The following is a 23,806-nucleotide window of genomic DNA, read 5'->3' as shown; positions in this document are numbered from 1 at the left end:
TTCCGGTTCGGCACACTCCCTGTAGGAGCGGCCTTGTGCCGCGAAAGGGCTGCGTAGCAGCCCCAGCAATCTGTCATGTCGCTAAGAACCTGGGGCCGCTTCGCGCCCCTTTCGCGGCACAAGGCCGCTCCTACAGGGGATTAGCGGAGCTTCTCGATGCGCCAGATACCAAACGGCTGGTGCCACGGTTCGATGCGCATCCACTGGGTCTTGCCATGCCAGGTCCAGCGGTGGCCATTCATCAGGTCCTCGCCCTGGGTGTCGGCGTTGTCGTCCAGCCCCAACTCCCACAACGGCAGCTCGAAACTGGCCTCCTGGGCGTTGTACGGATCGAGGCTGATGGCCACCAGGATGACGTTGTCACGCTCGGGCGTGCGCTTGGCGAAATACAGGATCTGATCGTTCCAGCAGTTGAGGAACACCACCCCCAGGTGAGTCTGCAGGGCGCGGTTCTGCCGGCGGATGCGGTTGAGCTGGGCGATTTCGGCGACGATGTTGCCGGGCTGGGTGAAATCGCGCGGGCGAATCTCGTATTTCTCCGAATCCAGGTACTCCTCCTTGCCCGGCAGCGGCGTGCCCTCGCACAGCTCGAAGCCCGAATACATGCCCCACAGGCCCGAACCCAGGGTTGCCAGCGCGGCGCGGATGAGAAAGCCAGGGCGGCCCGAGGTCTGCAGGAAGAACGGGTTGATGTCCGGCGTGTTGACGAAGAAGTTGGGCCGGTAGCACTGGCTCCACGGCGGCTGGTTGAGCTGCTCGAAGTATTCGCGCAGCTCCTGTTTGCTGTTGCGCCAGGTGAAGTAGGTGTAGCTCTGGGCGTACCCGACCTTGCCCAGGCGCGCCATCATCGCCGGGCGGGTGAAGGCCTCGGCGAGGAAGATCACCTCGGGATGCCGGCTGCGCACATTGGCGATCAGCCATTGCCAGAACGGCAGCGGCTTGGTGTGCGGGTTGTCGACGCGGAAGGTCTTCACGCCCTCCTCCACCCAGCCGACCACCACGTCGCGCAAGGCCAGCCACAGGCTCGGCACCGATTCGGGGGCGTAGAAGTCGACGTTGACGATGTCCTGGTACTTCTTCGGCGGGTTCTCGGCGTAACGGATGCTGCCGTCGGGGCGCCAACTGAACCAGCCGGGGTGCTCCGTGAGCCAGGGGTGGTCCTGGGAGCACTGGATGGCGAAATCCAGGGCGATCTCCAACCCATGCTCGGCAGCGGCGGCGACCAGCCGGCGGAAGTCCTCGCGGCTGCCCAGCTGTGGGTGTATGGCGTCGTGCCCGCCCTCGGGGCTGCCGATGGCGTAAGGGCTGCCGGGGTCGCCGGGCTCGGCCTGCAAGGCGTTGTTGCGGCCCTTGCGGTGCTTCATGCCGATGGGGTGGATCGGCGGGAAGTACAGCACGTCGAAGCCCATGTCGCGGATCATCGGCAGGCGCTGGTGCACGTCGTCGAAGGTGCCGTGGCGTTCGGCATCGTCGGTGATCGAGCGCGGGAACAGTTCGTACCAGCTGGCGAACAGCGCCGCCTCGCGGTCCACATCCAGGGGGAACTCGCGGCTGCGGGTGAGGTAGCTGCGGTGCTCGGCCTCGGCCATCAGCTGGGCCGCGTCGGGGTGCAGCAGCAACATCACCTGTTCATCCACCGGCAAATCCGGCAGGCGCTGTTGCAAGCGTTCAAGCTGCTCGCGCAAAAGCCCGTCGCTGCGCTCGATGCCCTGGCCCAGCAGCAGACGGCCCTCCTCCAGTTCGAGTTTCACGTCCACACCGGCGGCGTACTTCTTCTCCAGGTCGTGGCAGTAGGTGGCGAAAGGGTCGATCCAGGCCTCGATGCTGAACAGGTGCAAGCCCAGATCGGTGGGGGTGAAGTCCGCCAGCCACAGGTCGTTGCCCGGCGAGTGCATCGCCACGCAGTGCCAGCGCCGGCTGTGGGCCTGGCGCCAGTTCAGGCTCACCGCCAGGCGGTCGTGGCCATCGCTGTAGACCTTGGCCGTCACCTCGACCTTGTGCCCGCGCACCGCCTTGGCGGCGAAGGTGCCGCCGTCGAGCACCGGGCTTGGGTCCTCGATCACGATGCGCGGCGCCAGCAGCGCCTGGGACAGGCTGATGGCCTGGTCCGGGTGATCGTTGGCCATGGGCACGCTTTCGAACGGCTCTTTACCAGACATCGACCTGCTCCCCTGGGCTGGTGGCGGTAAGGGTTCAGAGCCGTGGTCGGGCGCGGGGGTTCAAAAAAAATGAGCGTCGGGCGCAGGCCTGGGTCAAAGCCTGCGACACCGCTTCATTCATCCCGCGAGGCCAGGCCCATGAACATTCCCATTCCACCGGAGACACCCGACCCGAACATCGACGACCCGACCTTGCCGCCGCCGGCGCCTGAAGAGGATCCGGACGAGCTGCCGATCAAGCCGACCCTGCCGCCGACCGTGGGCGATCCGCCGAGCGAGGAGCCGCCGGTGAAAGGTAGAGGATAGACAAGGTTGTGGAATGTTGACCGCCTGAGTCGGCCCCATCGCGGGGCTAGCCCGCTCCCACGCAGGCGACACGGCACTTGTGGGAGCGGGCTAGCCCCGCGATGAGGCCGGTCCTGACAGCACAAAGCTGCGCCCGATGCACCTGGCATTTCTGCCAGTGGCGCCCGCTCACGAAGCCACGTAAAGAGAAGCACCGCCCTCTGACGGTCACCTCCGGCATGCGCTCGCGCCTCTACATCGCCTTCCACCTGCAATGGATCCTCGCCGGCTTCCTCGAACAGAGCCTGCACCAAATCCGCCCGAACATCGCCATGGACGAACTGGGCGCCGACAGTTTCGACGTGGTGGAACTGCAAGCCATCGTGGAGGAGACATTCGGCATCTTCATTCCCCATCAAGTCCAGACCTACACCACCTTTGCCGAGCTGATCGACCTGGTCTACAAGGCGATGCCTAGCCCCCCAGCTCCTCCACGCTGATTTCGCGCATCCGAAACTTCTGCACCTTCCCCGTCACCGTCATCGGAAACTCATCGACAAAGCGGAAATGCCGCGGCGTCTTGAAATGCGCCAGCCGCGCCTTGCACCACAGCTGCAGTTCCTCGGCACTGGCACTGTGCCCGGGGTGCAGGCGAATCCACGCCACCACCTCCTCGCCATACCTGCTGCACGGAATCCCCACCACCTGCGCCTCGGCCACCGCCGGGTGGGTATGGAAGAACTCCTCGAGCTCGCGCGGGTAGATGTTCTCGCCACCGCGAATGATCATGTCCTTGTTGCGCCCGACGATGCGCACGTAGCCCTCGTCATCCATCACCGCCAGGTCGCCGGTGTGCATCCAGCCGGCCGGATCGATGGCGTCATGGGTGGCCTGCAGGTTGTCCCAGTAGCCGAGCATCACGCTGTAGCCCCGGGTGCACAGCTCACCGATCTCGCCCCGTGGGACGATGCGCCCGTCGGCGTCCACCAGCTTGGTCTCCAGCTGCGGCTGGGTGCGGCCCACGGTGGTCACGCGCAGCTCCAGGCCATCGTCGGGACCTGTCTGCAGCGAGACCGGGCTGGTCTCGGTCATGCCGTAGGCGATCTGCACCTCGGCCATATGCATCTGCTCGATGACCTTGCGCATCACCTCGATCGGGCAGGTGGCGCCGGCCATGATGCCGCTGCGCAGGCTGGACAGGTCCAGCACGGGGCGGCTGGGGTGATCGAGCATGGCGATGAACATGGTCGGCACGCCATAGAGGATGCTGGCGCGCTCCTCGGCCACGGCGCGCAGGGTGAGTTCGGCGTCGAAGGCGTCGTTGGGGTAGATCAGGGTGCTGCCGTGGGTGATGCAACCGAGATTGCCCATGACCATGCCGAAACAGTGGTACAGCGGCACCGGGATCACCATGCGGTCCTGCTCGGTCAGGCCCAGACTCTCGCCGACCATGTAGCCGTTGTTGAGCAGGTTGTAGTGGCTCAGGGTCGCGCCCTTGGGCGCGCCGGTGGTGCCGGAGGTGTACTGGATGTTCACCGGCTGGTCGAACTGCAGGCCCTGTTGCCGGGCCTCGTAGGCGGCGAGTTCCACCTGCCCTGCCCGCCCGGCCAGCGCGGTCCAGGGCAAGAAGCCCGTGGGCGGTTCGACGGCCAGGCTGATCACCCCGCGCAGGTCGGGCAGGCGTTCGCTGGCCAGCTCGCCCACGGCATGGACCGCCAGCTCAGGTACCAGCTCCTGCACCATCGCGTGGTAGTCGGAGGTCTTGAAGGCATCGGCGCACGCCAGCCAGCGGCAGCCGGACTGGCGCAGCACGTATTCCAGCTCGCCCACCCGATAGGCCGGGTTGATGTTGACCAGGATCGCGCCGACCTTGGCCGTGGCCAGCTGCAGGATGCACCACTGGGCGCAGTTGGGCGCCCAGATGCCGACCCGCTCGCCCACCTCCACGCCCAGCGCCATCAAGGCCCGGGCATGCACATCGACCTCGGCGGCCAGCTCGCGCCAGCTGTAGCGCACGCCCTGGTGGCGCACCACCAGCGCCTCGCGCTCGCCGTGAAGGGCGACGGTGGCATCGAAGGCCTGGCCGATGGTCAGGGTGAGCAATGGTTTGTCTTGACGGCCGCGCGTGTAGCTTGGTTGAGGCATGGTTGTCCCTTCTTGTGGTTGTTCTGGGCATGACTGAAGCAGGCGGCAATTACTCTGGCGCAGATTTACGTTTACGTAAAGGTGACGTTCCGATTGACACGCTCGAGAGGCAGGCTTACGTTAACGTCAACCACGCATCACGCCGACCCTGTAGGAGCGGGCTTGCCCCGCGATGAGGCCGGACCAGGCAGTACTGCTGGCCGTTCTGACGGGCATCGCGGGGCAAGCCCGCTCCTACAGGGCCGGCGTGGTACCTCGAATTTCAAGAACAAGAAGGTGCCCCCATGCATTACCCCAGCCTGAACTTCGCCCTGGGCGAAACCATCGACATGCTCCGCGACCAGGTGCGCACCTTCGTCGCCGCCGAACTGGCCCCGCGCGCCGCGCAGATCGACCACGACAACCTGTTCCCCGCCGACATGTGGCGCAAGTTCGGTGACATGGGCCTGCTGGGCATCACCGTGCCGGAAGAATACGGCGGCGCCGGCCTGGGCTACCTGGCCCACGTGGTGTCGATGGAAGAGATCAGCCGCGCCTCGGCCTCGGTGGCGCTGTCGTACGGCGCCCACTCCAACCTGTGCGTCAACCAGATCAACCGCAACGGCACCCACGAGCAGAAGCTCAAGTACCTGCCCAAGCTGATCAGCGGCGAGCACATCGGCGCCCTGGCCATGAGCGAGCCCAACGCCGGCTCCGATGTGGTGTCGATGAAGCTGCGCGCCGAAAAACGCGGCGACCGCTACGTGCTCAACGGCAGCAAGACCTGGATTACCAACGGCCCCGACGCCAACACCTACGTGATCTACGCCAAGACCGACCTGGACAAGGGCCCCCACGGCATCACCGCGTTCATCGTCGAGCGCGACTGGAAAGGCTTCACTCGCAGCAACAAGTTCGACAAGCTCGGCATGCGCGGTTCCAACACCTGCGAGCTGTTCTTCGATGACGTCGAAGTACCGGAAGAAAACATCCTCGGCCAGCTCAACGGCGGCGTGCGCGTGCTGATGAGCGGCCTGGACTACGAGCGCGTGGTGCTCGCCGGCGGCCCCACCGGCATCATGCAGAGCTGCATGGACCTGGTAGTCCCGTACATCCATGACCGCAAGCAGTTCGGCCAGAGCATCGGCGAGTTCCAGCTGATCCAGGGCAAGATCGCCGACATGTACACCCAGCTCAACGCCAGCCGCGCCTACCTGTACGCCGTGGCCCAGGCCTGCGACCGCAGCGAAACCACCCGCAAGGACGCCGCCGGGGTGATCCTCTACACCGCCGAGCGCGCCACGCAGATGGCCCTGGAAGCGATCCAGATCCTTGGCGGCAACGGCTACATCAACGAGTTCCCGGCCGGCCGCCTGCTGCGCGACGCCAAGCTGTACGAGATCGGCGCCGGCACCAGCGAGATCCGCCGGATGCTGATCGGCCGCGAACTGTTCAACGAAACCCGCTGAGCACAAGGAACCGGCGTCCATGGCTACCTTGCATACCCAGATCAACCCGCGCTCGGCGGAATTCGCCACCAACAGCGCGGCCATGCTCGAACAGGTCCAGGCCCTGCGCGGCCTGCTCGCCCAGGTCAGTCAGGGCGGCGGACCGAAGGCCCAGGAGCGGCATACCTCGCGGGGCAAGCTGCTGCCCCGCGAGCGCATCGACCGCCTGCTCGACCCGGGCTCGGCGTTTCTTGAGATCGGCCAGCTGGCCGCCCATGAGGTGTACGGCGAAGACGTGCCGGCCGCCGGCGTGATCGCCGGCATCGGCCGCGTCGAAGGCGTGGAGTGCATGATCGTGGCCAACGACGCCACGGTCAAAGGCGGCTCCTATTACCCGCTGACGGTGAAAAAGCACCTGCGCGCCCAGACCATCGCCTTGCAGAACCGCCTGCCGTGCATCTACCTGGTGGACTCCGGCGGCGCCAATCTGCCGCGCCAGGACGAGGTGTTCCCCGACCGCGAGCACTTCGGGCGGATCTTCTTCAACCAGGCCAACATGAGCGCCCTGGGGATCCCGCAGATCGCCGTGGTGATGGGCTCGTGCACCGCCGGTGGCGCCTATGTGCCGGCCATGGCCGACGAGGCGATCATGGTGCGCCAGCAGGCGACCATCTTCCTCGCAGGCCCGCCTTTGGTGAAAGCCGCGACCGGTGAAGTGGTCAGCGCCGAGGACCTCGGTGGCGCCGACGTGCACTGCCGCACCAGCGGCGTGGCCGACCATTACGCCGATAACGACGAGCACGCCCTGGCCATCGCCCGGCGCAGCGTCGCCAACCTCAACTGGCACAAGCAGGGCAAGCTGCAGTGCCAGGCGCCGATCGCGCCGTTGTACAACGCCGAGGAGCTGTACGGTGTGGTCCCGGCCGACGCCAAGCAGCCGTTCGATGTGCGCGAGGTAATCGCCCGTCTGGTCGACGGCTCGGTGTTCGATGAGTTCAAGGCGCTGTTCGGCACCACCCTGGTGTGCGGCTTCGCCCACCTGCACGGCTACCCGGTGGCGATCCTGGCCAACAATGGCATCCTCTTCGCCGAAGCTGCACAAAAAGGCGCGCACTTCATCGAGCTGGCCTGCCAGCGCGGCATCCCGCTGCTGTTCCTGCAGAACATCACCGGCTTCATGGTCGGCAAGAAGTACGAGGAAGGCGGCATCGCCAAGCACGGCGCCAAGCTGGTGACCGCGGTGGCCTGCGCCCAGGTGCCGAAGTTCACGGTGATCATCGGCGGCAGCTTCGGCGCCGGCAACTACGGCATGTGCGGCCGCGCCTACGACCCGCGCTTCCTGTGGATGTGGCCCAATGCCCGCATCGGCGTGATGGGCGCCGAACAGGCGGCCGGCGTGCTGGCCCAGGTCAAGCGCGAACAGAGCGAGCGCAGTGGCGAGGTGTTCAGCAGCGAAGACGAGAAGAAGCTCAAGCAGCCGATCCTCGACCAGTACGAACGCCAGGGCCACCCCTACTACTCCAGCGCCCGGCTGTGGGACGACGGCGTCATCGACCCGGCGCAGACCCGCGACGTGCTCGGCCTGGCGTTGTCCGCCGCGCTGAACGCCCCGATCGAACAGAGCCGCTTCGGCATTTTCCGGATGTGACCCATGAGCGAATTCGCCACCCTTGAACTGGTCAAGGACCCTCGCGGCTTCGCCACCTTGTGGCTGAGCCGGGAAGACAAGAACAACGCCTTCAATGCGCAGATGATCCGCGAACTGATCGTCGCCCTCGACCAGCTGGCCGAAGACGCCAGCCTGCGCTTCGTGGTGCTGCGCGGCCGTGGCCGGCACTTCAGCGCCGGCGCGGACCTGGCCTGGATGCAGCAGTCGGCGCAGCTGGACTTCAACACCAACCTGGACGACGCTCACGAACTGGGCGAGCTGATGTATGCCCTGCACCGGCTCAAGACGCCGACCCTGGCCGTGGTGCAAGGCGCCGCTTTCGGTGGCGCGCTGGGGCTGATCAGCTGCTGCGACATGGCCATCGGCGCCGAGGACGCGCAGCTGTGCCTGTCGGAAGTGCGCATCGGCCTGGCCCCGGCGGTGATCAGCCCGTTCGTGGTCAAGGCCATCGGCGAGCGCGCCGCCCGCCGCTATGCCCTCACCGCCGAGCGCTTCAGCGGCGTGCGCGCCCGTGAGCTGGGCCTGCTGGCCGAGGTGTACCCGGCCGCCGAGCTGGACGCCCAGGTCGAAGCCTGGGTCGACAACCTGCTGCAGAACAGCCCGCAGGCGCTGCGCGCCACCAAGGACCTGCTGCGCGAGGTGGACGCCGGCGAACTGAGCCCGGCCCTGCGCCGCTACTGCGAGAACACCATCGCCCGCATCCGCGTCAGCGCCGAAGGCCAGGAAGGCCTGCGCGCCTTCCTGGAAAAACGCCGCCCCGCCTGGCAAGACAACAAGGAGCCGCGCTCATGAGCCGACCCACGCTGACCACCCTGCTGGTCGCCAACCGCGGCGAGATCGCCTGCCGGGTGATGCGCACCGCCAAGGCCATGGGCCTGACCACCGTGGCCGTGCACAGCGTCACCGACCGCGATGCGCGCCATAGCCGCGAGGCCGATATCCGTGTCGACCTCGGTGGCACCAAGGCCGCCGAAAGCTACCTGGTGATCGACAAGCTGCTCGCCGCCGCCAAGGCCAGCGGCGCCCAGGCGATCCACCCGGGCTATGGCTTCCTGTCGGAGAACGCCGGTTTCGCCCGCGCCATCGAGCAGGCCGGTCTGATCTTCCTCGGCCCACCGGCCAGCGCCATCGATGCCATGGGCAGCAAGTCGGCGGCCAAGGCGCTGATGGAGTCCGCCGGCGTGCCGCTGGTACCGGGCTACCACGGCGAGGCCCAGGACCTTGAGACCTTCCGCGCCGCCGCCGAGCGCATCGGCTACCCGGTGCTGCTCAAGGCCAGCGCCGGGGGCGGCGGCAAGGGCATGAAGGTGGTCGAGGACGAGAGCCAGCTGGCCGACGCCCTGGCCTCGGCGCAACGCGAGGCGCAGTCGTCGTTCGGCGATGCGCGCATGCTGGTCGAGAAGTACGTGCTCAAGCCGCGTCATGTGGAGATCCAGGTGTTCGCCGACCAGCACGGCAACTGCCTGTACCTCAACGAGCGTGACTGCTCGATCCAGCGCCGCCACCAGAAGGTGGTCGAGGAAGCGCCGGCACCGGGCCTCTCTCCCGAGCTGCGCAAGGCCATGGGCGAGGCCGCGGTGCGCGCCGCCCAGGCCATCGGCTACGTGGGCGCCGGCACCGTCGAGTTCCTGCTCGATGCCCGCGGTGAGTTCTTCTTCATGGAGATGAACACCCGCCTGCAGGTGGAGCATCCGGTCACCGAGGCCATCACCGGGCTCGACCTGGTGGCCTGGCAGATCCGCGTGGCCTGCGGCGAGCCGCTGCCGATCACCCAGGAGCAGGTGCCGCTGATCGGCCATGCCATCGAGGTGCGGCTGTACGCGGAGGATCCGGCCAACGAATTCCTGCCGGCCACCGGCACCCTGGCGCTGTACCGCGAGTCGGCACCGGGCGAAGGCCGCCGAGTGGACAGCGGCGTCAGCGAAGGCGATGTGGTGTCGCCGTTCTATGACCCGATGCTGGGCAAGCTGATTGCCTGGGGCCAGGACCGCGAGCAGGCGCGCCTGCGGTTGCTGGCGATGCTCGATGAGTTCGCCATTGGCGGGTTGAAGACCAATATCGCCTTCCTGCGTCGCATCCTTGCACACCCGGCGTTTGCCGAGGCGGAGCTGGACACCGGGTTCATTCCGCGTCACCAGGATATGTTGCTGCCTGCGCCTCAGGCGCTGCCGGCGCAGTTCTGGGAGGCTGCCGCCGAGGCGTGGCTGCAAGGCGAGCCTGCGCTGCAGCGCCAGGACGACCGCGCTTCACCGTGGGCGGCCCGTGATGGCCTGCGCCTGGGCTTGCCGGCGCGCAGCAGCCTGCATTTGCAGTGCGACGGGCATGAACAGGCGGTGGCACTGGAGCGCAGCGCGCCTTCGACTTATCGCCTGGAGGGGGAGCAGCTGTGTCATGACGTGGACGGCCTGCGCCGTCGTCACCTGGCGGTGCGTCGGGGCGGCACGCTGTACCTGCAGTGGCAGGGTGAGTTGCATGCGGTCAGCGTCCATGACCCGATTGCGGCGGCGGAAGCCAGCCACAGCCATCAGGGCGGGCTGGGTGCGCCAATGAACGGGAGTATCGTGCGGGTACTGGTGGAGCCGGGGCAGGTGGTCGAGGCCGGTACCGCGCTGGTGGTGCTGGAGGCGATGAAGATGGAGCACAGCATTCGGGCGCCGCACTCCGGGACAGTGAAGGCACTGTTCTGCCAGGAGGGGGATATGGTCAGCGAAGGGACAGTGTTGGTCGAGTTGGAGGCTTAACGAGCTTTGAAGGTTGAGCTAGGGGCGCTTTGCGCCCCTTTCGCGGCACAAGGCCGCTCCTACAGGGAAGCTCGGTTTCCTGTAGGAGCGGCCTTGTGCCGCGAAAGGGCTGCACAGCAGCCCCGGCGATCTAGAGCACCCCGTGCATCCGCACCACAACACCAAGGAACTCGCAGCCCTCCTCGCACACCAAAGTCGGATAGGCATTGTTGAGCGCCTTCAGATACCGCTGCCCACCCTCCTCGGTCAACTGCCGAAAGATCGCGGACTTGCCTGGCAGCCGGGCAATCACCAGACGCCCCGGCTCGGCGGGCACACCATCATCGACCAGGATTCGAACCCCCTCGGGCACGCTCCTGCCACTGGCGACACTCATGGTGTCGTTCTCGACCGTCAGCCAGAACGCCTTGCCCTGGGCCAGGTAGTCAGTCTGCTCGAAGACCTCCGGCGCTTCCTGCTCCTGCTGACCCAAGGTGCTCCAGTCACGTACCGGATAGCGGAAACACACGAAGTATTTCGCCAGCCCGTCGTCATCGTCGTCATCGAGGCCATAACGCGCCCGCTCCTCACCCACCTGCCCCAGCACACGCAGTTGCATGCTGACCTGGTAATGCGGCATGCCCAACTCGATGAACGTGCGGTTCATCGAGTCGACCCGAGGCTGACGGCGTTTCTTCAGCCAATGGCCGATGCTGCCCTGGGAAACCCCAACGCGTTCGGCAAGCTGCTCCTGGGAGATATCGAGCTCCTCGATCCGTTCCCGGACCAGAGCTATCCATTTGTCCATATTCATCGCAGGCACGATACGGACTGCCTCCCTGCGTTCAATACACATCAAGTAGTATTTGCCTAAACACATTTCAATACTTTAGGTATTAGAATCGGACTTCACCTTTCACCTATTGGTATTCGCAGGTAATCAGGATGAGCATCTCGAAAGAAACGGAAACAGATCTCGACGAAGAAGCAGCCCGCCGCGCCCTCGATTTCTACCTCAACCCCACCCCCACGCCCCGCGACCTGGAGCGTTCGCTATGGACCCTGCGCGATGGCGTCAGCAACGCCCAGGCTTGCGACCATGCCATGGCCCTGCTGCGCTGCGCGTCGGCCACAGCACAGGAAACCGGCAACCATCTGCAGGGCACGACGCGGGAAGTAGTGTTTGCGCTGATGCACATGGTCAACATGGCCCGCGCCCTGCTCGAGCAGTGCCACGCCACGGAAAAGGCATCGATCTGAAGGACAGCCCTTTCAAGGTGCTGATAATTGGCGTCCGGCTTGGATTTGCCGGGGCTGCTTTGCAGCCTTTTCCGGCCGGTCCGACGCCTCGGCAAGGCCGCTCCTACAGGGGCGCGCGGTCTCCTGTAGGAGCGGCCTTGTGCCGCGAAAGGGTCGCAAAGCGACCCCGGCAATCTTGAATAGGAACAGCCATATCCCAAAAATCGCAAAGCTTGAAAGGGATGGCTGTGAAGGGAGAACGTGATAGCCGACGAACGGCAAAAGCCCCGATTGCCGGGGACGAGGTGTGCGTCAGTTAGATATTTTTTTGCCAATCGCGGAAAAATCATTTGACTGGCAAATGATAACGATTATTATTGCACTCAGCAGGTCGCGAGACCCGCTGGATAACCTGCAACGTCCTCAGGTCGGACGCTCAGATTATCTCCTCATCAGGCTAATCACGGTTTTTGACCCGGCTTTTTGCCGGGTCATTTTTTTTGGCTCTTCAGGCTAATGAAGATCGTTGATGGCGGCGATGATAGCAAAACTGTGTCAGGACGTGAACGCTCATTACAAATCTTTGCGGAATCAGCACTTGAGAATCAATCTCGTTTAGCTTAAGCTGATTCTGCATCAAGGAAGATGCCCCCACCCCTTTCCTTAATGAGCAAGGAGCTGTCCATGACCCGCCTGCTGCTGCCCCTCGAGCACGACCCGCGCACCGCCGAACAGCATGGCGAGGACGCGCTGCTGCATGCGCTCAAGCGCCTGCCGCGCCGGGTCCAGCAAGTCTTCCTGCTCAACCGCCTCGACCAGCAGGGCTTCGCCGCCATCGCCGAACGCCTGGACCTGCCGCTGATCAGCATCGAGCGCCATATGAACCAGGCCCTGCAGACCGCCCGCGCCCCCGGCGACGCGCTGGCCAGCATCGCCGGCCAATGGTACGTGCGCCTGCAGAGCCCGCAGGTGACAGCCAGCGAACGCATCGACTTCCGCCGCTGGCTGGATGCCGCCCCCGACCACCTGCGCGCCTTCCACGAAACCGAACTGCGCTGGCGCAGCCTGCTCGCCCCGGCCCGGCAATTGGGCCATGACGGCTGGTACCGGCAAGGGCGTGCGGCGCTGTCGCTGGGTGGCTGCTCGATTGCCGTCGGGCTTGGTGTTGCGGCGCTTGTAGCGCTGGGGCTACTGGCCTGAAGAGCCTGGGGCTGCGCTGCAGCCCTTCGCGGCAAAAGGCCACTCCTACAGGAAACCGCGCACTTCTGTAGGAGCGGCCTTGTGCCGCGAAGGGGGCGCAGAGCGCCCCCAGTCCAATTAACCTGCGCACCCCCGCCGCCAAGCGGTGTAGAGTACAGTCACAACAACGCCAACAGGAGGCTGGCAATGACCGTGACGCTCTCCCCGCTGCACATCGACTGCGATTTCGACTCCGGCAACATCCTGGTCCTGGACGCCAGCAACCCTGCGCACGTCCACCTGAACATCCGCAAGGACAGCCACAGCGACCACTTCCAGTGGTTCCATTTCAAGGTCAGTGGCCTGACCCCGGGCCAGGTCCATCGTTTCAGCCTGGACAACGCCCATGAGTCCTCCTACAAGAACGCCTGGACCGGCTACCACGCCGTGGCCTCCTACGACCAGCAGACCTGGTTCCGCGTGCCCAGCCAGTTCGACGGCAAGGCCCTGAGCTTCGACTTCAAGGCTGAACAGGCGCAGGCCTGGTTCGCCTACTTCGAGCCCTACCCGCGCGCCCGGCACAACCAGCTGATCGAGCGCGCCAAGCAGATCCCGGGCGTCGAGCTGCTGGCCAGCGGGCGCAGCGTGCAGGGGCGCGACATTCCGCTGCTACGCGCGGGCAATGGTGCGACCGGCAAGCGCAAGCTGTGGATCATCGCCCAGCAGCACCCGGGCGAGCACATGGCCGAGTGGTTCATGGAAGGCGTGATCGATCGCCTCGAGGCCAACGACAAGATTGTCCAGGATCTGCTGGCCAAGGCCGACCTGTACCTGATCCCCAACATGAACCCGGACGGCGCCTTCCTCGGCCACCTGCGCACCAACTTCAAGGGCAAGGACCTCAACCGCGCCTGGCAGGACGCCAGCGTCGAACTGAGCCCCGAGGTGTTCTTCGCCCAGAGCCAGATGAAGCTGCATGGCGTGGATGCGTTCATCGACGCCCATGGCGACGAGGAGATCCCCCATGTGTTCACCGCGGCCTGCGAGGGCAACCCCGGCTACACGCCGCGCATCGCCAAACTGGAAGAACAGTTCCGCAGCACCCTGTGCAGCCTGACCCCGGACTTCCAGACGAAGTATGGCTACACCCGCGACGAGCCGGGCCAGGCCAACATGACCCTGGCGTGCAATGCCGTGGGCCAGGCCCATGACTGCCTGTCGCTGACCCTGGAGATGCCGTTCAAGGACCACGACGATGCGCCGAACCCGCGCACCGGCTGGTCGGGCGAGCGCTCGAAGGCGCTGGCCGGGGCGGTGCTGGAGACGTTGCTGAAGATGGTTGGCGATCTGCGCTGAGCAGCACGCTTCCCTGTGTAGGAGCGGCCTTGTGCCGCGAAAGGGCTGCGGAGCAGCCCCAGGATCTCAGCGTCGCGGCAGGTATTGCCGGGGCTGCTTCGCAGCCCTTTCGCGGCACAAGGCCGCTCCTACACAGGGGGGGCGCACGGCAAGTTGCATCACTCAGAACTGCACATCCAGAATCACACTGTCGGTATAGGTCGCCGCCGGCGGCGTGGCCTGGTCGGTGTACACCTTGGCGTTGTAGTTGAACACCTGGCTCCCGGTCCCGGTTCCCGCCCCGGGGTTCACCTCGGCATCGCTGCTCGAGCGCCGCGCCGCGCCCACCGAGCCCCAGCGCACCACGCCGGCACTCTTGAAGATGTCGTAGGCCAGGTAGTTGTTGGCACTGGACTTCATCCGCCGCCGTCCGCCCGAGACGTTCTGCCCGTCATCCAGCCCCACCGTGTAGTTGCTGCCCTTGGTGCACGACACGCTCACGCTCTGGTTCACCGTGCCAAACCCGGCCACCACCGGCGCGCTGGCGAAGCTGATGTTGGGCGTGGTGATCTGGCAGTCGTTGGTCACCGTGAGACTGACCAGCAGGGTCTGGTTGCCGCTGCCGATGTCGCGCCCCAGGCAGATGGCACCAATACCGATACCCGAGCAGTAGTTCCAGCTCCAGGCGATGTTCAGGGTTTCCTGGTACAGGCCGGCGGCGACGTTGGCGCCGACCACGGTCTTCAGGTACAGCGGCACGGTCTTGGGCGTGGTGCCGTTGAGCAGGCCCAGTGCGTCGATGATGCCATTGCGGGCAAAGTCGAACTGCACGCCCCGGCTGATCGGGTAACTGGTGGTGTTGTTGGCGTAGATCGTATAGGGGATCACATCGCCGGTCGGCCCCACCAGGCCGCTGCTGGAAGAGGTGATGGTGGCGTAGAAATGGTCGCTGCTGACCAGCAACGACAACAGCGAACCGGTGCATTGCAGGCCAGCGTTGGTGCTCGAAGCGCTCTGCACCGTGGTGCGCACCAGCGTCGAGTTGACCGATCCGAACGCCGCCGGCGCGGTGGCCACCGCCGAGCACAACGCCCAGGCCGGCCCTGGCAACAGCAGCAGCCCCGCCAGGCACCCCCTGGCCAGCCAGTTCATCGGCACACCAGCGGGCCGATCAGCGGAATCGGGCCCTGCCCTTCAGGCAGGTCAAACGCCACCTGGCACTGCCCGCCATCAGCCTTGTCCACCTGCAGGCGATTGTGCGCTGACAGGTTCTCCAGATAGACCAGCCCATCCCACCCCACCACCGCCTCGCCGCCGCTCTCCTGGTGGTGCACCCGGCTGCCCAGCTTGAGCTCCTGCTGGTCAGCATCGACCAGCACCAGGCTCGCCGCCAGCACACGCTGGAGCGGGAACTCCAGCAAGTAGCCACTGCCACGACGCACCGCCACGCGCTGCTCCACCTGCGGCGCCAGCACATCGGCGGGCAGGTCCATCGGGTCGATCTCGTATTTGCCGCGGTAGTAGCCGCTGCTGTACGGCACCAACAGGTGGCCGTTGCGGTCGGTGCGGCCGATCTGCTGGTTCTCGTAGCGCACCGGCACGTCGGCGTAGCCGCTGGTGCTGACCACAACGAAGGCGTCGTCGATGCGGTTGGCGGCGAACAAACCTGCGTCCATCAGCACCAGCGAGCCACTGGCATCGGCCCAACGGGTCATCTCGCCGCTACTGCCGTAGGCGCCCACCTGCAACTGCACCGACTGCAGGCGCCAGGTCAGGTCGGCCTGGCGGTAGTCATCGCGATTGCCGCCGGTGGCGTAGCCCAGGTTGTAGCCCACCCCGCCGCCCACCGGCACCGCCTGGCTGTAGTTGACCCGCTGCAGGTCCTGGCCGTCCTTGCTGCGCTCGGCGCTGAAGGCCAGGGTGCCACGCAGGTCGAAGGGGATCACCAGCTGCGCCTGCACCGCCCACTGGCTGTCACCGACCTCGCGGTTAGCCGACAGGTACAGGCTGCTGTTGCGCCACAGCGGCTTGCTCCAGCTCAGGTTGATCAGCCGCGTGCGCGTGCCGTCGCCGGCGCGCACGTCGAAGTAGCCGGCGCCGAGGCTGCCGTAGCGGTCCAGGTTGAGGCTCAGGGTGGCCTGCTCGCTGCGCTGGCTCAGGCGGGTGAAGGGGCTGTCGACCAGCGACAGGTCGGCGTAGTCGCCGTGGCGCTGCACGCGCTGGTAGTTGAAGCCGATGCGCCGGCTGTTGTACTGGTAGCCCAGCGCCACCTGCTGCCCTGTATCGCCTTCGAAACGGCTCTGGGTCAGCGCCGCGTTGAGCACGCCGAAGGTACCCAGGCGCAGGTTGCCGCCCAGGCCGCCGAGCATCATCGACTCGGCGCTTTCGGCATGGGTTTCCAGGGTGAAGTAGTCGGACACCCCGTGGCGCAAGGTCACCGAGGCCACGCCCGGGCCATAGGCGAAGTCACGCACGGCATAGTCGCGGCGCAGGCTGCCGGCGGCCACCGAGAAGTCCGACAGCCCCTTGGCCAGCAGGCTGCTGGTGACGTAGAACGGCAAGGTGGTCGACACCTGCCGGCCGAGGGCGTCGGTGGTCACCACCACGGCCTCGCCGGCGCCGTTGATGAACGGCACGTTGGTCAGTGTGTAGGGGCCCGGCTGCAGTTCGGTGCTGCTGCTCTTGTAGCCGTTGATGAACAGGTCCAGCGAGGTCGGCACGGCGGCTTCGCCGGCAAAGGCCGGCAGCGGATAGGTGACCAGGTCGGGACGGGCGCCGAAGTCGCGGGACAGTTGCAGGCCGCCCACGCGCACCGAGGTGGTCCAGGGCAGCGCGCCGGTCACCAGGTCGCCTGCCTCATAGGTGAGCAGGCGCTGCTCGTCGGTGTAGCGGAAGGTGGTGTCGTAGCGCAGGAAACCCTGGCGACCCTGGGCCTGGGCGCCGTTGAACGACTGGCGCCACTGCCCGGTGGTGGAGAAGGTGCCCCAGTCGTCGAACAGGCGCAGCTCGTTCCAGGCGGCCAGGTAGCTGCCGCCCTCATCGGTGTCGTTGAGATAGGCGTCGTAGTTGAGCAAGGCGCCGAAGCTGCTGCGGGCGTCGCTGGCCGGGTACAGGTTGCGCTCGCCGACCTGCTGGTCGGGCAGCCAGGCCGGCGGCACCTGCAGCAGCAGGCGCTGGTTCTGGCTGTCGTAGTCGCTGTGCAGGCCGGGGATCTCGTCCAGGGCCACTTCACCCTGGGGCTCGCCCGGCAGCCTGACGCCCGCCTCGCGCAACACCTCGCTGGCCAGGTACAGGCGCCCGGCGCGCTGCTGCACCGGCACCAGCTCAGCCTTGGCCACCTGGTTCACCAGCAGGTCGAGGTACAGCGTGGCGTCGGCGATGGCGGCATGTTCCGAGGGCGGCGGCGGCAGCTCGTCGGCCACGCCCAGGCCGGGCCCCAGCACCGCCAGGCCCAGCCACAACCGGTGCGTTGCCACCCGCACCCAGCTCACACACGATTTCCAACCATTACCGGGTCCTCCCTGGCCCCTGTGATCCGTTCAAGCGCGGCTCATTGCCCCTGTTTGATGGCCTGGGCCACCTCCTGGCCGTTGACCCGCCCCTTGAGCACGCTGGCGGCGCCCGGCGTGGCCGGTGCCGGCCAGCGCATGCTGGCGCCGGGCAGCACGTAGCCAAGCAGCCCTTCGACCAGCGGCCGGTCCTGGCCGGCCTGCTGCAGTACCACATCGGTCAGCCGCGCATGCACTGGCCCCGTGTTGCGCAGCTCGACATAGGGCTTGCCCTGCACGCTCACCGCGCGCCAGCTCAACTGCGGCTTGCCCACGCCCTCGGCACTGCGCCTGCCTTCCGGGTCGGGCTTGCCCCACAGCCCCTCGCCGTAGACGAACAGCGGTACCGAGTAGCGCATCTGCAGGCGGATCGCCGCCTTCGGCCCTTCGCTGGCGGCATCGGCCGGCAGCGGCGAAGGGATCTCGTCGATGATGATGCGGTAGGCCTGCTCCTGGCCTGCGGGCGAGCTGCCGGTGCGGGTCAGGCGGATCAGTTGCTTCTGCCCCGGCGCGATAGTGGCCACCGGCGGGCTGCCGATGATCTCGCGCTGGGCCTGGAACTGCTCCTGGTACTCGCCCTGGCGCCAGGCGAACACCCGCACCTGCAGGCTGGTCGGCGCCGAGCCGCGGTTTTCCAGCCACAGCGCGCCGGCCTTCTGGTCGGCCTCCAGCACCGGGTCGATCGGCCAGATCAGCACCGAAGTGGCCGCGAAGGCCGATGCGCAGCTGGCCAACAGCAGCAGCCCGATGATCCCACGCGCCCGTTTCGCGCCTGCCCCCATGCCCCTCTCCTTCTCGGTTATTCGCGGCGGCCTGTCACCAGGTCACCGTCACTTGCACGACATCGGTATAGGTCCCGGCCGGCAGGGTGCCGGTCAGGGTGGTACGGCCATAGACCGGCAGCTTGATCGCCGTCGGGTCGCTGTAGCTCACCGCCACGCTGCTGCCGATGCCCAGGCTCTGGCTGAACGCGGCGTCGCGGTACAGCTGGTAGGCCAGCAACTGCGTGCCCCCCGAACGCTTGAGGTTGCGCGTGCCGCTGGCGCTGTTCTGGCCGCCGTCCAGGCTCATGCTCAGGGCCACCCCGGGGGTACACTGGAAAGTCACCGTGCTGCCGCCGAGCGAGGTGCTCAGGGTGGCGGTGGACAGCGCCGAGCTGGTGCCGTAGTCGAGCACGCCATAGGCGGTCACGCCGCCGACCACCAGGCAGCCGGCGACGATCTGCGCCGTCACCTGGAAGGTGCTGGTGGTGACCGCGTGGGCACCCTGGGTCAGCGCCAGGCACAGCCCGACGGCCAGCAGCCGCGCCGTGCCCGGCATGGCTCAGAAACTCAGCTCGACCGCCACCGTGTCGGTGTACACCCCGGCCGGCAGGCCGGCCTTGCCGCGGGCCTGACCGTACAGGTTGACGGTCTGCGCCACGCCGGTGCTGGTCGGCAGGGTGATGGTGCCGTCGATCGCCAGCAGCTGAGTGTGCCCAGCGTCGGTGTAGAAGTCGTAGGGCACGAAATTGCCCGCGCCATCGGCCAGGGCCCGGGTCCCGCCGGCGGACTGCGAGTCATGGGTACCGGCACGCACCTTGATCGTCGGCACCGTGCCTGCCGAGCAGAGAATGCTCATGGCCCCGCCACCGCCGCCGAGCACCTGGCCATTGGCGGTGGTGAACAGCGAGTCCTGGGTGCCGAAGTTGAGGCTACCGAAGTTCAGCCCCGAGGTGCCGCCGCTGCCGTTGACCTGGCAGGCGGCGGTCAGCGTCAGGGTCGAGCTGATGGTGCCGGTCACGGTGGCGGCCTGGGCCTGGGCGGCCAAGGCCAGGCCAAGGCCGGCGAGGATGCAGCGGGTGAGGTGCTTGGGCATCGGAATCTCCTTGCGTGTTACCAGTCCAGGGTCACCCTTAGGGTGTCGCGATACAGCCCGGCGGGCAGCGCGCGCGGTTGCGCGACCACCACGCCATAGATGGGCACGGGCACCTGTTGGGTGCCGCTGATGGTGAAGGTACGGGCCTGGCCGATGTCGTAGCGACTGTTGCCGCCCGGGTCGATGGCCAATTGGTAGGGAATGAGTTCGCGGCCATTGCTCAGGCGACGCACGCCGTCGGTGCCGTTCTGTCCGCCGTTGATGCGCACGCTGAAGGCGCGCACCTGCGGCGAGCAGCTGATCTGCAGGCTGCCCTCGCCGCCGGCTTCGTCGACCCGGCTGGTCAGCGGCTGGTCCCAGGTCGGCCCGCGGGCGCCGAAGTCCATCAGGCCCGGGTTGCCCAGGGCGGCCGGCTGCGGGTCGCTGCTGATCTGGCAGGCGGCGCTGATCACCAGGCGCGCCTGGATGAAACCGGTGGTGGTGCCGTGGGCCGCGCCGCTGGGCAGCAGCAGCGGGCCCAGGGTCAGTAGCAGGATCGAACCACGGTGCAACGCGTCCATGAGCATGCTGCCTCCCTACCAGGTGACCGTAACTTTGAGCAAGTCGGCGTACAGCCCGGCGCGGGGCGCCCAGGCCAGCGTGTCGATCCGTGCGTAGAGGGGCAGCTCCACCGAGCCGCTGTCCGGCACCCGCGCCGATTGCGCCACGTCCACCGCCAGCGGCTGGCGCCAGGCGGCGTCACGGTAAAGGCGGTAGGGAATCGGCCGGGCCTGGGCATCGGGGCTGGCGAGGTAGCGCACTTCGCCGACGCCGCCGTGCTGGCCGCCATCGACACGCACCTGGTACGGGGTGTCCGGGTTGCATTCCAGGCGCGGCGGGCGCTGGGCGAGCAGCACGCCACTGGCCGGCGCGCCCGGGCCGTCCAGGCGCGCCACGCTGCCCAGGTCGATGCGCCCCAGTGCCTGCGGGCCGGCGTCGCGCTGCTGGTTGACCAGCATGCAGCCGCGCTGCACGCGCACCTGCACTTCAACGAGAAAATCCGCTGCCATGGCGTTGCCACTCAACCACAGGCCCAACAGCATGGCCACTAAGCGCTCCGTCACCGGTCGATCCTTGTGCGTATGGGTTGAGTTTGAGCGTAGCAGCGCGATTGGATCCGGGCCGGGGTGGGCCTACCCCTCTTTGGCATTAATGAAAAGGGCTGGGTGGAGGGGTTGTCGAAAGGCCGTGGGTTGCCATGGTGTTCGCCGGGAGTGTTTTGGCGCCTGTGAGACCGAGCGCCGCCCGCGCGGCGCTCGATCTCGAGAGCGCTGCAAACCTGTCGCCAGGCACCCGGCAACCACACAGACATCCGCAGGAAAATTTCCCACCCCAGCCACGAAACCCTGGCGCCCATCACCTTTCAAATAACCAGACCCCGGCAAAGCGGCCGCCATTCTGATACCGTTCACCAACAATATCCTGTGCATACGCATGGCCCATGCGTGGACGGACCCTAACAGGAGAGTCCCGTGACGACCGACCCGACCTCACTCGACCAGGCAATCGAGCGCTGTGCCCAGGAACCGATCCAGGTTCCGGGCAGCATTCAGCCCCAGGGTTTCCTGCTGGTGCTGGACGAGACCGACCTGCGCGTGCTCCAGGCCAGCGAGAATGCCGAGCGCTGGCTGGGTGTACCGGCCCGCGCCCTGGCCGGCCAGGCCTTCGCCGAACTGGTCGGCGAAGGCTTCGACCTGCGCCAACAGTTGGCGAACCTGCCCGACGATGAAATCTTCCCGTTCCACATCGGCGATGCGCGCCTGCACCACGGCGCGCCCTGGCCCACCGCGCTACGGGTGCTGGCCCACCGTCACGACCAGGTGCTGATCCTCGAGTTCGAGCCTCTGCGCAACCCGCCGGGCAACACCGGCAAGGACGACTACTACCCCCTGGTCCGCGCCTTCGTCAGCACCCTGCACCAGGCCACCCGGATCGACGAGCTGTTGCAGCAGTCGGTGCGGCAGATCAAGCGCATCACCGGCTTCGGCCGGGTCAAGGCCTACCGCTTCGACAGCGAGGGCACCGGCACGGTCCTGGCCGAGGACGCCGACCCTGGCTACCCCAGCTACCTGGGGCTGTGCTTCCCGGCCTCGGACATACCGCGCCAGGCCCGCGAGCTGTACCGGATCAACCGTATCCGGGTGATCGAGGACGCCAACTACCAGCCCTCGCCGCTGGTGCCGGCCGCCAACCCGCGCACCGGCAAGGCCCTGGACATGAGCTTCGCCGCGCTGCGCAGCGTCTCGCCAGTGCACCTGCAGTACATGCGCAACATGGGCACCCTGGCCTCGATGTCGCTGTCCATCGTGGTCAACGACCGGCTCTGGGGGCTGGTCTCCTGCCACCACGAGCAACCGCGCCCGGTGGACTTCAAGACCCGCACCGCCTGCGAGCTGCTGGCCAACGTGCTGTCGCTGCAGATCGAGGCCATCGAGTCGCACGACAGCACCCGCCAGCTCCTCGACCTGCGCCAGCGCATCGTGCGCATGCTCGCCGCGATGGCCGATCACGACAGCGTCAGTGACGGCCTGCTGGCCCTGCCCGAGGTGATGCTGCAGTTCGCCGGGGCCACCGGTGCGGCGATCATCAGCGCCGAACGCTGCGACCTGATCGGCGCAACGCCGCCGGCGGCGCAGGTCAACGCCCTGGCGCACTGGCTGGCGTGGCGCGGCGGCGACGCGGTGTTCCATACCGACAACGTGCGGCGCGATATCGATGAGCTACCGGAACTGGCCCGGCATGCCGCCGGCGTGCTGGCGGTGGCGATCTCGCAGATCCATTCGCATTATCTGCTGTGGTTCCGCCCCGAGCAGGCCCATACGGTGAACTGGGCCGGCCGCCCGGAGAAGACCGTGGCCCCCCAAGGCAACCTCAACCCGCGGCACAGCTTCGAACGCTGGCAGGAGGAAGTGCGCGGCTTCAGCGCGCCCTGGGATCCGCTGATCATCGAAGGCGTGCAGGAGCTGCGCGGCGCGGTGCTCGGCATCGTCCTGCGCAAGGCCGAGGAAATGGCGCAGCTGGCCGGCGAGCTGAGACGCTCGAACAAGGAACTCGAAGCGTTCTCCTACAGTGTGTCCCATGACCTGCGCGCGCCGTTGCGGCACATCGCCGGCTACAGCGAGCTGCTCGGCGAGACCGAGGGCGCGCAGCTGTCCGAACGCGGCAAGCGCTTCCTCGGCCATATCGAGGATGCCGCGCAGTTCGCCGGCACCCTGGTGGACAACCTGCTGAACTTCTCGCAGATGGGTCGCTCGGCGCTGCGCCTGTCCGATGTCGACCTCAACACCCTGATCGATGCCATTCGCGCCGAGATGGCCCCGGACTACGCCGGCCGCGCCATCGTCTGGGAAATCGCCGAGCTGCCCAAGGTGATCGCCGACCCGGCCTTCATCAACATGGTCTTGCACAACCTGATCGCCAACGCCATCAAGTACACCCGTGGCCGCGACCCGGCGCGCATCGAGATCGGTGCCGTGCGCCACCGGCACGAGATCGAGTTCCATGTGCGCGACAATGGCGTAGGCTTTGACATGGCCTACGCCGACAAGCTGTTCGGGGTGTTCCAGCGCCTGCACCGCATGGAAGAATTCGAGGGCACCGGCATCGGCCTGGCCAGCGTACGGCGGATCATCGAGCGCCACGATGGCCGGGTCTGGGCCGAGGGACACATCGACCAGGGCGCCAGTTTCCACTTCACCCTACCCCTCCACCCCACGTCTGCCTGAGGCCGGACATCATGCTCAAACCCATCCTGCTGGTCGAAGATAATCCCCGAGACCTCGAACTGACCCTTCTCGCCCTGGAGCGCAGCCAACTGGCCAACGAGGTCATCGTCGTGCGCGATGGCGCCGACGCGCTGGACTACCTGTTGCGACGCAACGCCTATGCCGAACGCGATGATGGCAACCCGGCGGTGATGCTGCTCGACCTCAAGCTGCCCAAGGTCGATGGCCTGGAAGTACTCAAGGTGGTGCGCGACACCGCCGAGTTGCGCAGCATCCCCATCGTCATGCTGACCTCCTCGCGGGAAGGCCCTGACCTGCGCCGGGCCTATGAGCTGGGGGTCAACGCCTACGTGGTCAAGCCGGTGGAGTTCAAGGAGTTCGTCACCGCGATCTCCGACCTCGGCATGTTCTGGGCGGTGCTCAACGAACCACCACCCGGTTCGTTGCGCCTGAACCGACGCGGCAGCAATTGAGGCGAG

Annotated in this window: 21 protein-coding genes; 11 read left to right on the top strand and 10 right to left on the bottom strand. The window is 66.7% G+C overall.

From position 1 onward, the window contains the following. Positions 1–140: 140 nt before the first annotated feature. The gene (locus tag PRtIB026_RS12620) at positions 141–2,159 is read right to left on the bottom strand and encodes an alpha-1,4-glucan--maltose-1-phosphate maltosyltransferase (RefSeq protein WP_203647336.1); all 2,019 of its coding nucleotides are present in this window, start codon (positions 2,157–2,159) and stop codon (positions 141–143) included. A gap of 138 nt (positions 2,160–2,297) precedes the next feature. Here PRtIB026_RS12620 and PRtIB026_RS12615 point away from each other — a divergent pair, with 138 nt between their 5' ends. Together PRtIB026_RS12615 and PRtIB026_RS12610 are read left to right on the top strand one after the other, a co-directional pair. Further along, positions 2,298–2,465, top strand: coding sequence for a hypothetical protein (locus PRtIB026_RS12615; RefSeq protein WP_267813864.1), 168 nt, complete (start codon positions 2,298–2,300; stop codon positions 2,463–2,465). Positions 2,466–2,683: 218 nt separating this feature from the next. Continuing rightward, positions 2,684–2,944, top strand: a complete 261-nt coding sequence (locus tag PRtIB026_RS12610; RefSeq protein WP_267813862.1) for an acyl carrier protein — start codon at positions 2,684–2,686, stop codon at positions 2,942–2,944. On the opposite strand, the gene PRtIB026_RS12605 is transcribed toward PRtIB026_RS12610, so the two are convergent. Then, on the bottom strand, positions 2,919–4,589 hold the full coding sequence (locus PRtIB026_RS12605; protein ID WP_267813861.1) for an AMP-binding protein: 1,671 nt from the start codon (positions 4,587–4,589) through the stop codon (positions 2,919–2,921). The genes PRtIB026_RS12610 and PRtIB026_RS12605 overlap by 26 nt on opposite strands. 284 nt (positions 4,590–4,873) lie before the next feature. On the opposite strand from PRtIB026_RS12605, the gene PRtIB026_RS12600 reads away from it, so the two are divergent. The 4 genes from PRtIB026_RS12600 to PRtIB026_RS12585 are packed head-to-tail and all read left to right on the top strand — an operon-like array spanning position 4,874 to position 10,426. Then, the gene (locus PRtIB026_RS12600) at positions 4,874–6,037 is read left to right on the top strand and encodes an isovaleryl-CoA dehydrogenase (RefSeq protein WP_050706477.1); all 1,164 of its coding nucleotides are present in this window, start codon (positions 4,874–4,876) and stop codon (positions 6,035–6,037) included. Positions 6,038–6,056: 19 nt separating this feature from the next. After that, entirely contained in the window at positions 6,057–7,664 is a 1,608-nt protein-coding gene (locus tag PRtIB026_RS12595; RefSeq protein ID WP_203647337.1) for a carboxyl transferase domain-containing protein, read from the top strand. A 3-nt stretch (positions 7,665–7,667) separates the two neighbouring features. Further along, a complete protein-coding gene (locus PRtIB026_RS12590; protein ID WP_203647338.1) occupies positions 7,668–8,477 on the top strand; it encodes a gamma-carboxygeranoyl-CoA hydratase in 810 nt (269 codons plus the stop codon). After that, positions 8,474–10,426 (top strand): acetyl-CoA carboxylase biotin carboxylase subunit, encoded by a 1,953-nt coding sequence (locus PRtIB026_RS12585; protein ID WP_267813860.1) that lies wholly within the window; start codon positions 8,474–8,476, stop codon positions 10,424–10,426. Before PRtIB026_RS12590 ends, PRtIB026_RS12585 begins: the two co-directional genes overlap by 4 nt. A gap of 130 nt (positions 10,427–10,556) precedes the next feature. On the opposite strand, the gene PRtIB026_RS12580 is transcribed toward PRtIB026_RS12585, so the two are convergent. Continuing rightward, complete coding sequence (locus tag PRtIB026_RS12580; protein WP_203647339.1) at positions 10,557–11,261, bottom strand: XRE family transcriptional regulator; 705 nt, start codon at positions 11,259–11,261, stop codon at positions 10,557–10,559. Between the two features lie 89 nt (positions 11,262–11,350). Between PRtIB026_RS12580 and PRtIB026_RS12575 the strand changes: the two genes are divergently transcribed. From PRtIB026_RS12575 to PRtIB026_RS12565, 3 genes are all read left to right on the top strand, one after another. Then, positions 11,351–11,665, top strand: a complete 315-nt coding sequence (locus PRtIB026_RS12575) for a DUF6124 family protein (protein ID WP_203647340.1) — start codon at positions 11,351–11,353, stop codon at positions 11,663–11,665. Positions 11,666–12,328: 663 nt separating this feature from the next. Continuing rightward, the gene (locus tag PRtIB026_RS12570) at positions 12,329–12,844 is read left to right on the top strand and encodes a DUF4880 domain-containing protein (protein ID WP_203647341.1); all 516 of its coding nucleotides are present in this window, start codon (positions 12,329–12,331) and stop codon (positions 12,842–12,844) included. A gap of 186 nt (positions 12,845–13,030) precedes the next feature. Continuing rightward, the gene (locus PRtIB026_RS12565) at positions 13,031–14,179 is read left to right on the top strand and encodes a M14 family metallopeptidase (protein WP_203647342.1); all 1,149 of its coding nucleotides are present in this window, start codon (positions 13,031–13,033) and stop codon (positions 14,177–14,179) included. Between the two features lie 162 nt (positions 14,180–14,341). Here PRtIB026_RS12565 and PRtIB026_RS12560 read toward each other — a convergent pair whose 3' ends face one another. From PRtIB026_RS12560 to PRtIB026_RS12530, 7 genes are all read right to left on the bottom strand, one after another. After that, entirely contained in the window at positions 14,342–15,310 is a 969-nt protein-coding gene (locus PRtIB026_RS12560; protein ID WP_203647343.1) for a spore coat U domain-containing protein, read from the bottom strand. Then, positions 15,307–17,640, bottom strand: a complete 2,334-nt coding sequence (locus tag PRtIB026_RS12555; RefSeq protein WP_203652675.1) for a fimbria/pilus outer membrane usher protein — start codon at positions 17,638–17,640, stop codon at positions 15,307–15,309. Before PRtIB026_RS12555 ends, PRtIB026_RS12560 begins: the two co-directional genes overlap by 4 nt. A gap of 68 nt (positions 17,641–17,708) precedes the next feature. Further along, positions 17,709–18,488, bottom strand: coding sequence for a molecular chaperone (locus PRtIB026_RS12550; RefSeq protein WP_203647344.1), 780 nt, complete (start codon positions 18,486–18,488; stop codon positions 17,709–17,711). A 34-nt stretch (positions 18,489–18,522) separates the two neighbouring features. Continuing rightward, a complete protein-coding gene (locus tag PRtIB026_RS12545; RefSeq protein WP_186713543.1) occupies positions 18,523–19,026 on the bottom strand; it encodes a spore coat U domain-containing protein in 504 nt (167 codons plus the stop codon). 3 nt (positions 19,027–19,029) lie between these two features. Then, positions 19,030–19,563 (bottom strand): spore coat U domain-containing protein, encoded by a 534-nt coding sequence (locus PRtIB026_RS12540; protein ID WP_203647345.1) that lies wholly within the window; start codon positions 19,561–19,563, stop codon positions 19,030–19,032. 17 nt (positions 19,564–19,580) lie between these two features. Next, positions 19,581–20,114, bottom strand: coding sequence for a spore coat U domain-containing protein (locus tag PRtIB026_RS12535; protein ID WP_203652676.1), 534 nt, complete (start codon positions 20,112–20,114; stop codon positions 19,581–19,583). 24 nt (positions 20,115–20,138) lie between these two features. Beyond that, the gene (locus PRtIB026_RS12530) at positions 20,139–20,666 is read right to left on the bottom strand and encodes a spore coat U domain-containing protein (protein ID WP_203647346.1); all 528 of its coding nucleotides are present in this window, start codon (positions 20,664–20,666) and stop codon (positions 20,139–20,141) included. Positions 20,667–21,074: 408 nt separating this feature from the next. On the opposite strand from PRtIB026_RS12530, the gene PRtIB026_RS12525 reads away from it, so the two are divergent. Together PRtIB026_RS12525 and PRtIB026_RS12520 are read left to right on the top strand one after the other, a co-directional pair. Next, the gene (locus PRtIB026_RS12525; protein ID WP_267813859.1) at positions 21,075–23,327 is read left to right on the top strand and encodes an ATP-binding protein; all 2,253 of its coding nucleotides are present in this window, start codon (positions 21,075–21,077) and stop codon (positions 23,325–23,327) included. A gap of 11 nt (positions 23,328–23,338) precedes the next feature. Beyond that, on the top strand, positions 23,339–23,800 hold the full coding sequence (locus PRtIB026_RS12520; RefSeq protein WP_050705090.1) for a response regulator: 462 nt from the start codon (positions 23,339–23,341) through the stop codon (positions 23,798–23,800). Positions 23,801–23,806 lie beyond the last annotated feature (6 nt).

This window comes from Pseudomonas sp. RtIB026, assembly GCF_016861355.2.
In the GTDB taxonomy this organism is placed as follows: domain Bacteria; phylum Pseudomonadota; class Gammaproteobacteria; order Pseudomonadales; family Pseudomonadaceae; genus Aquipseudomonas; species Aquipseudomonas peradeniyensis.
The sequence above is the reverse complement of the archived record's forward strand: the minus strand, read 5'-3'. Positions and strand labels throughout refer to the sequence as shown.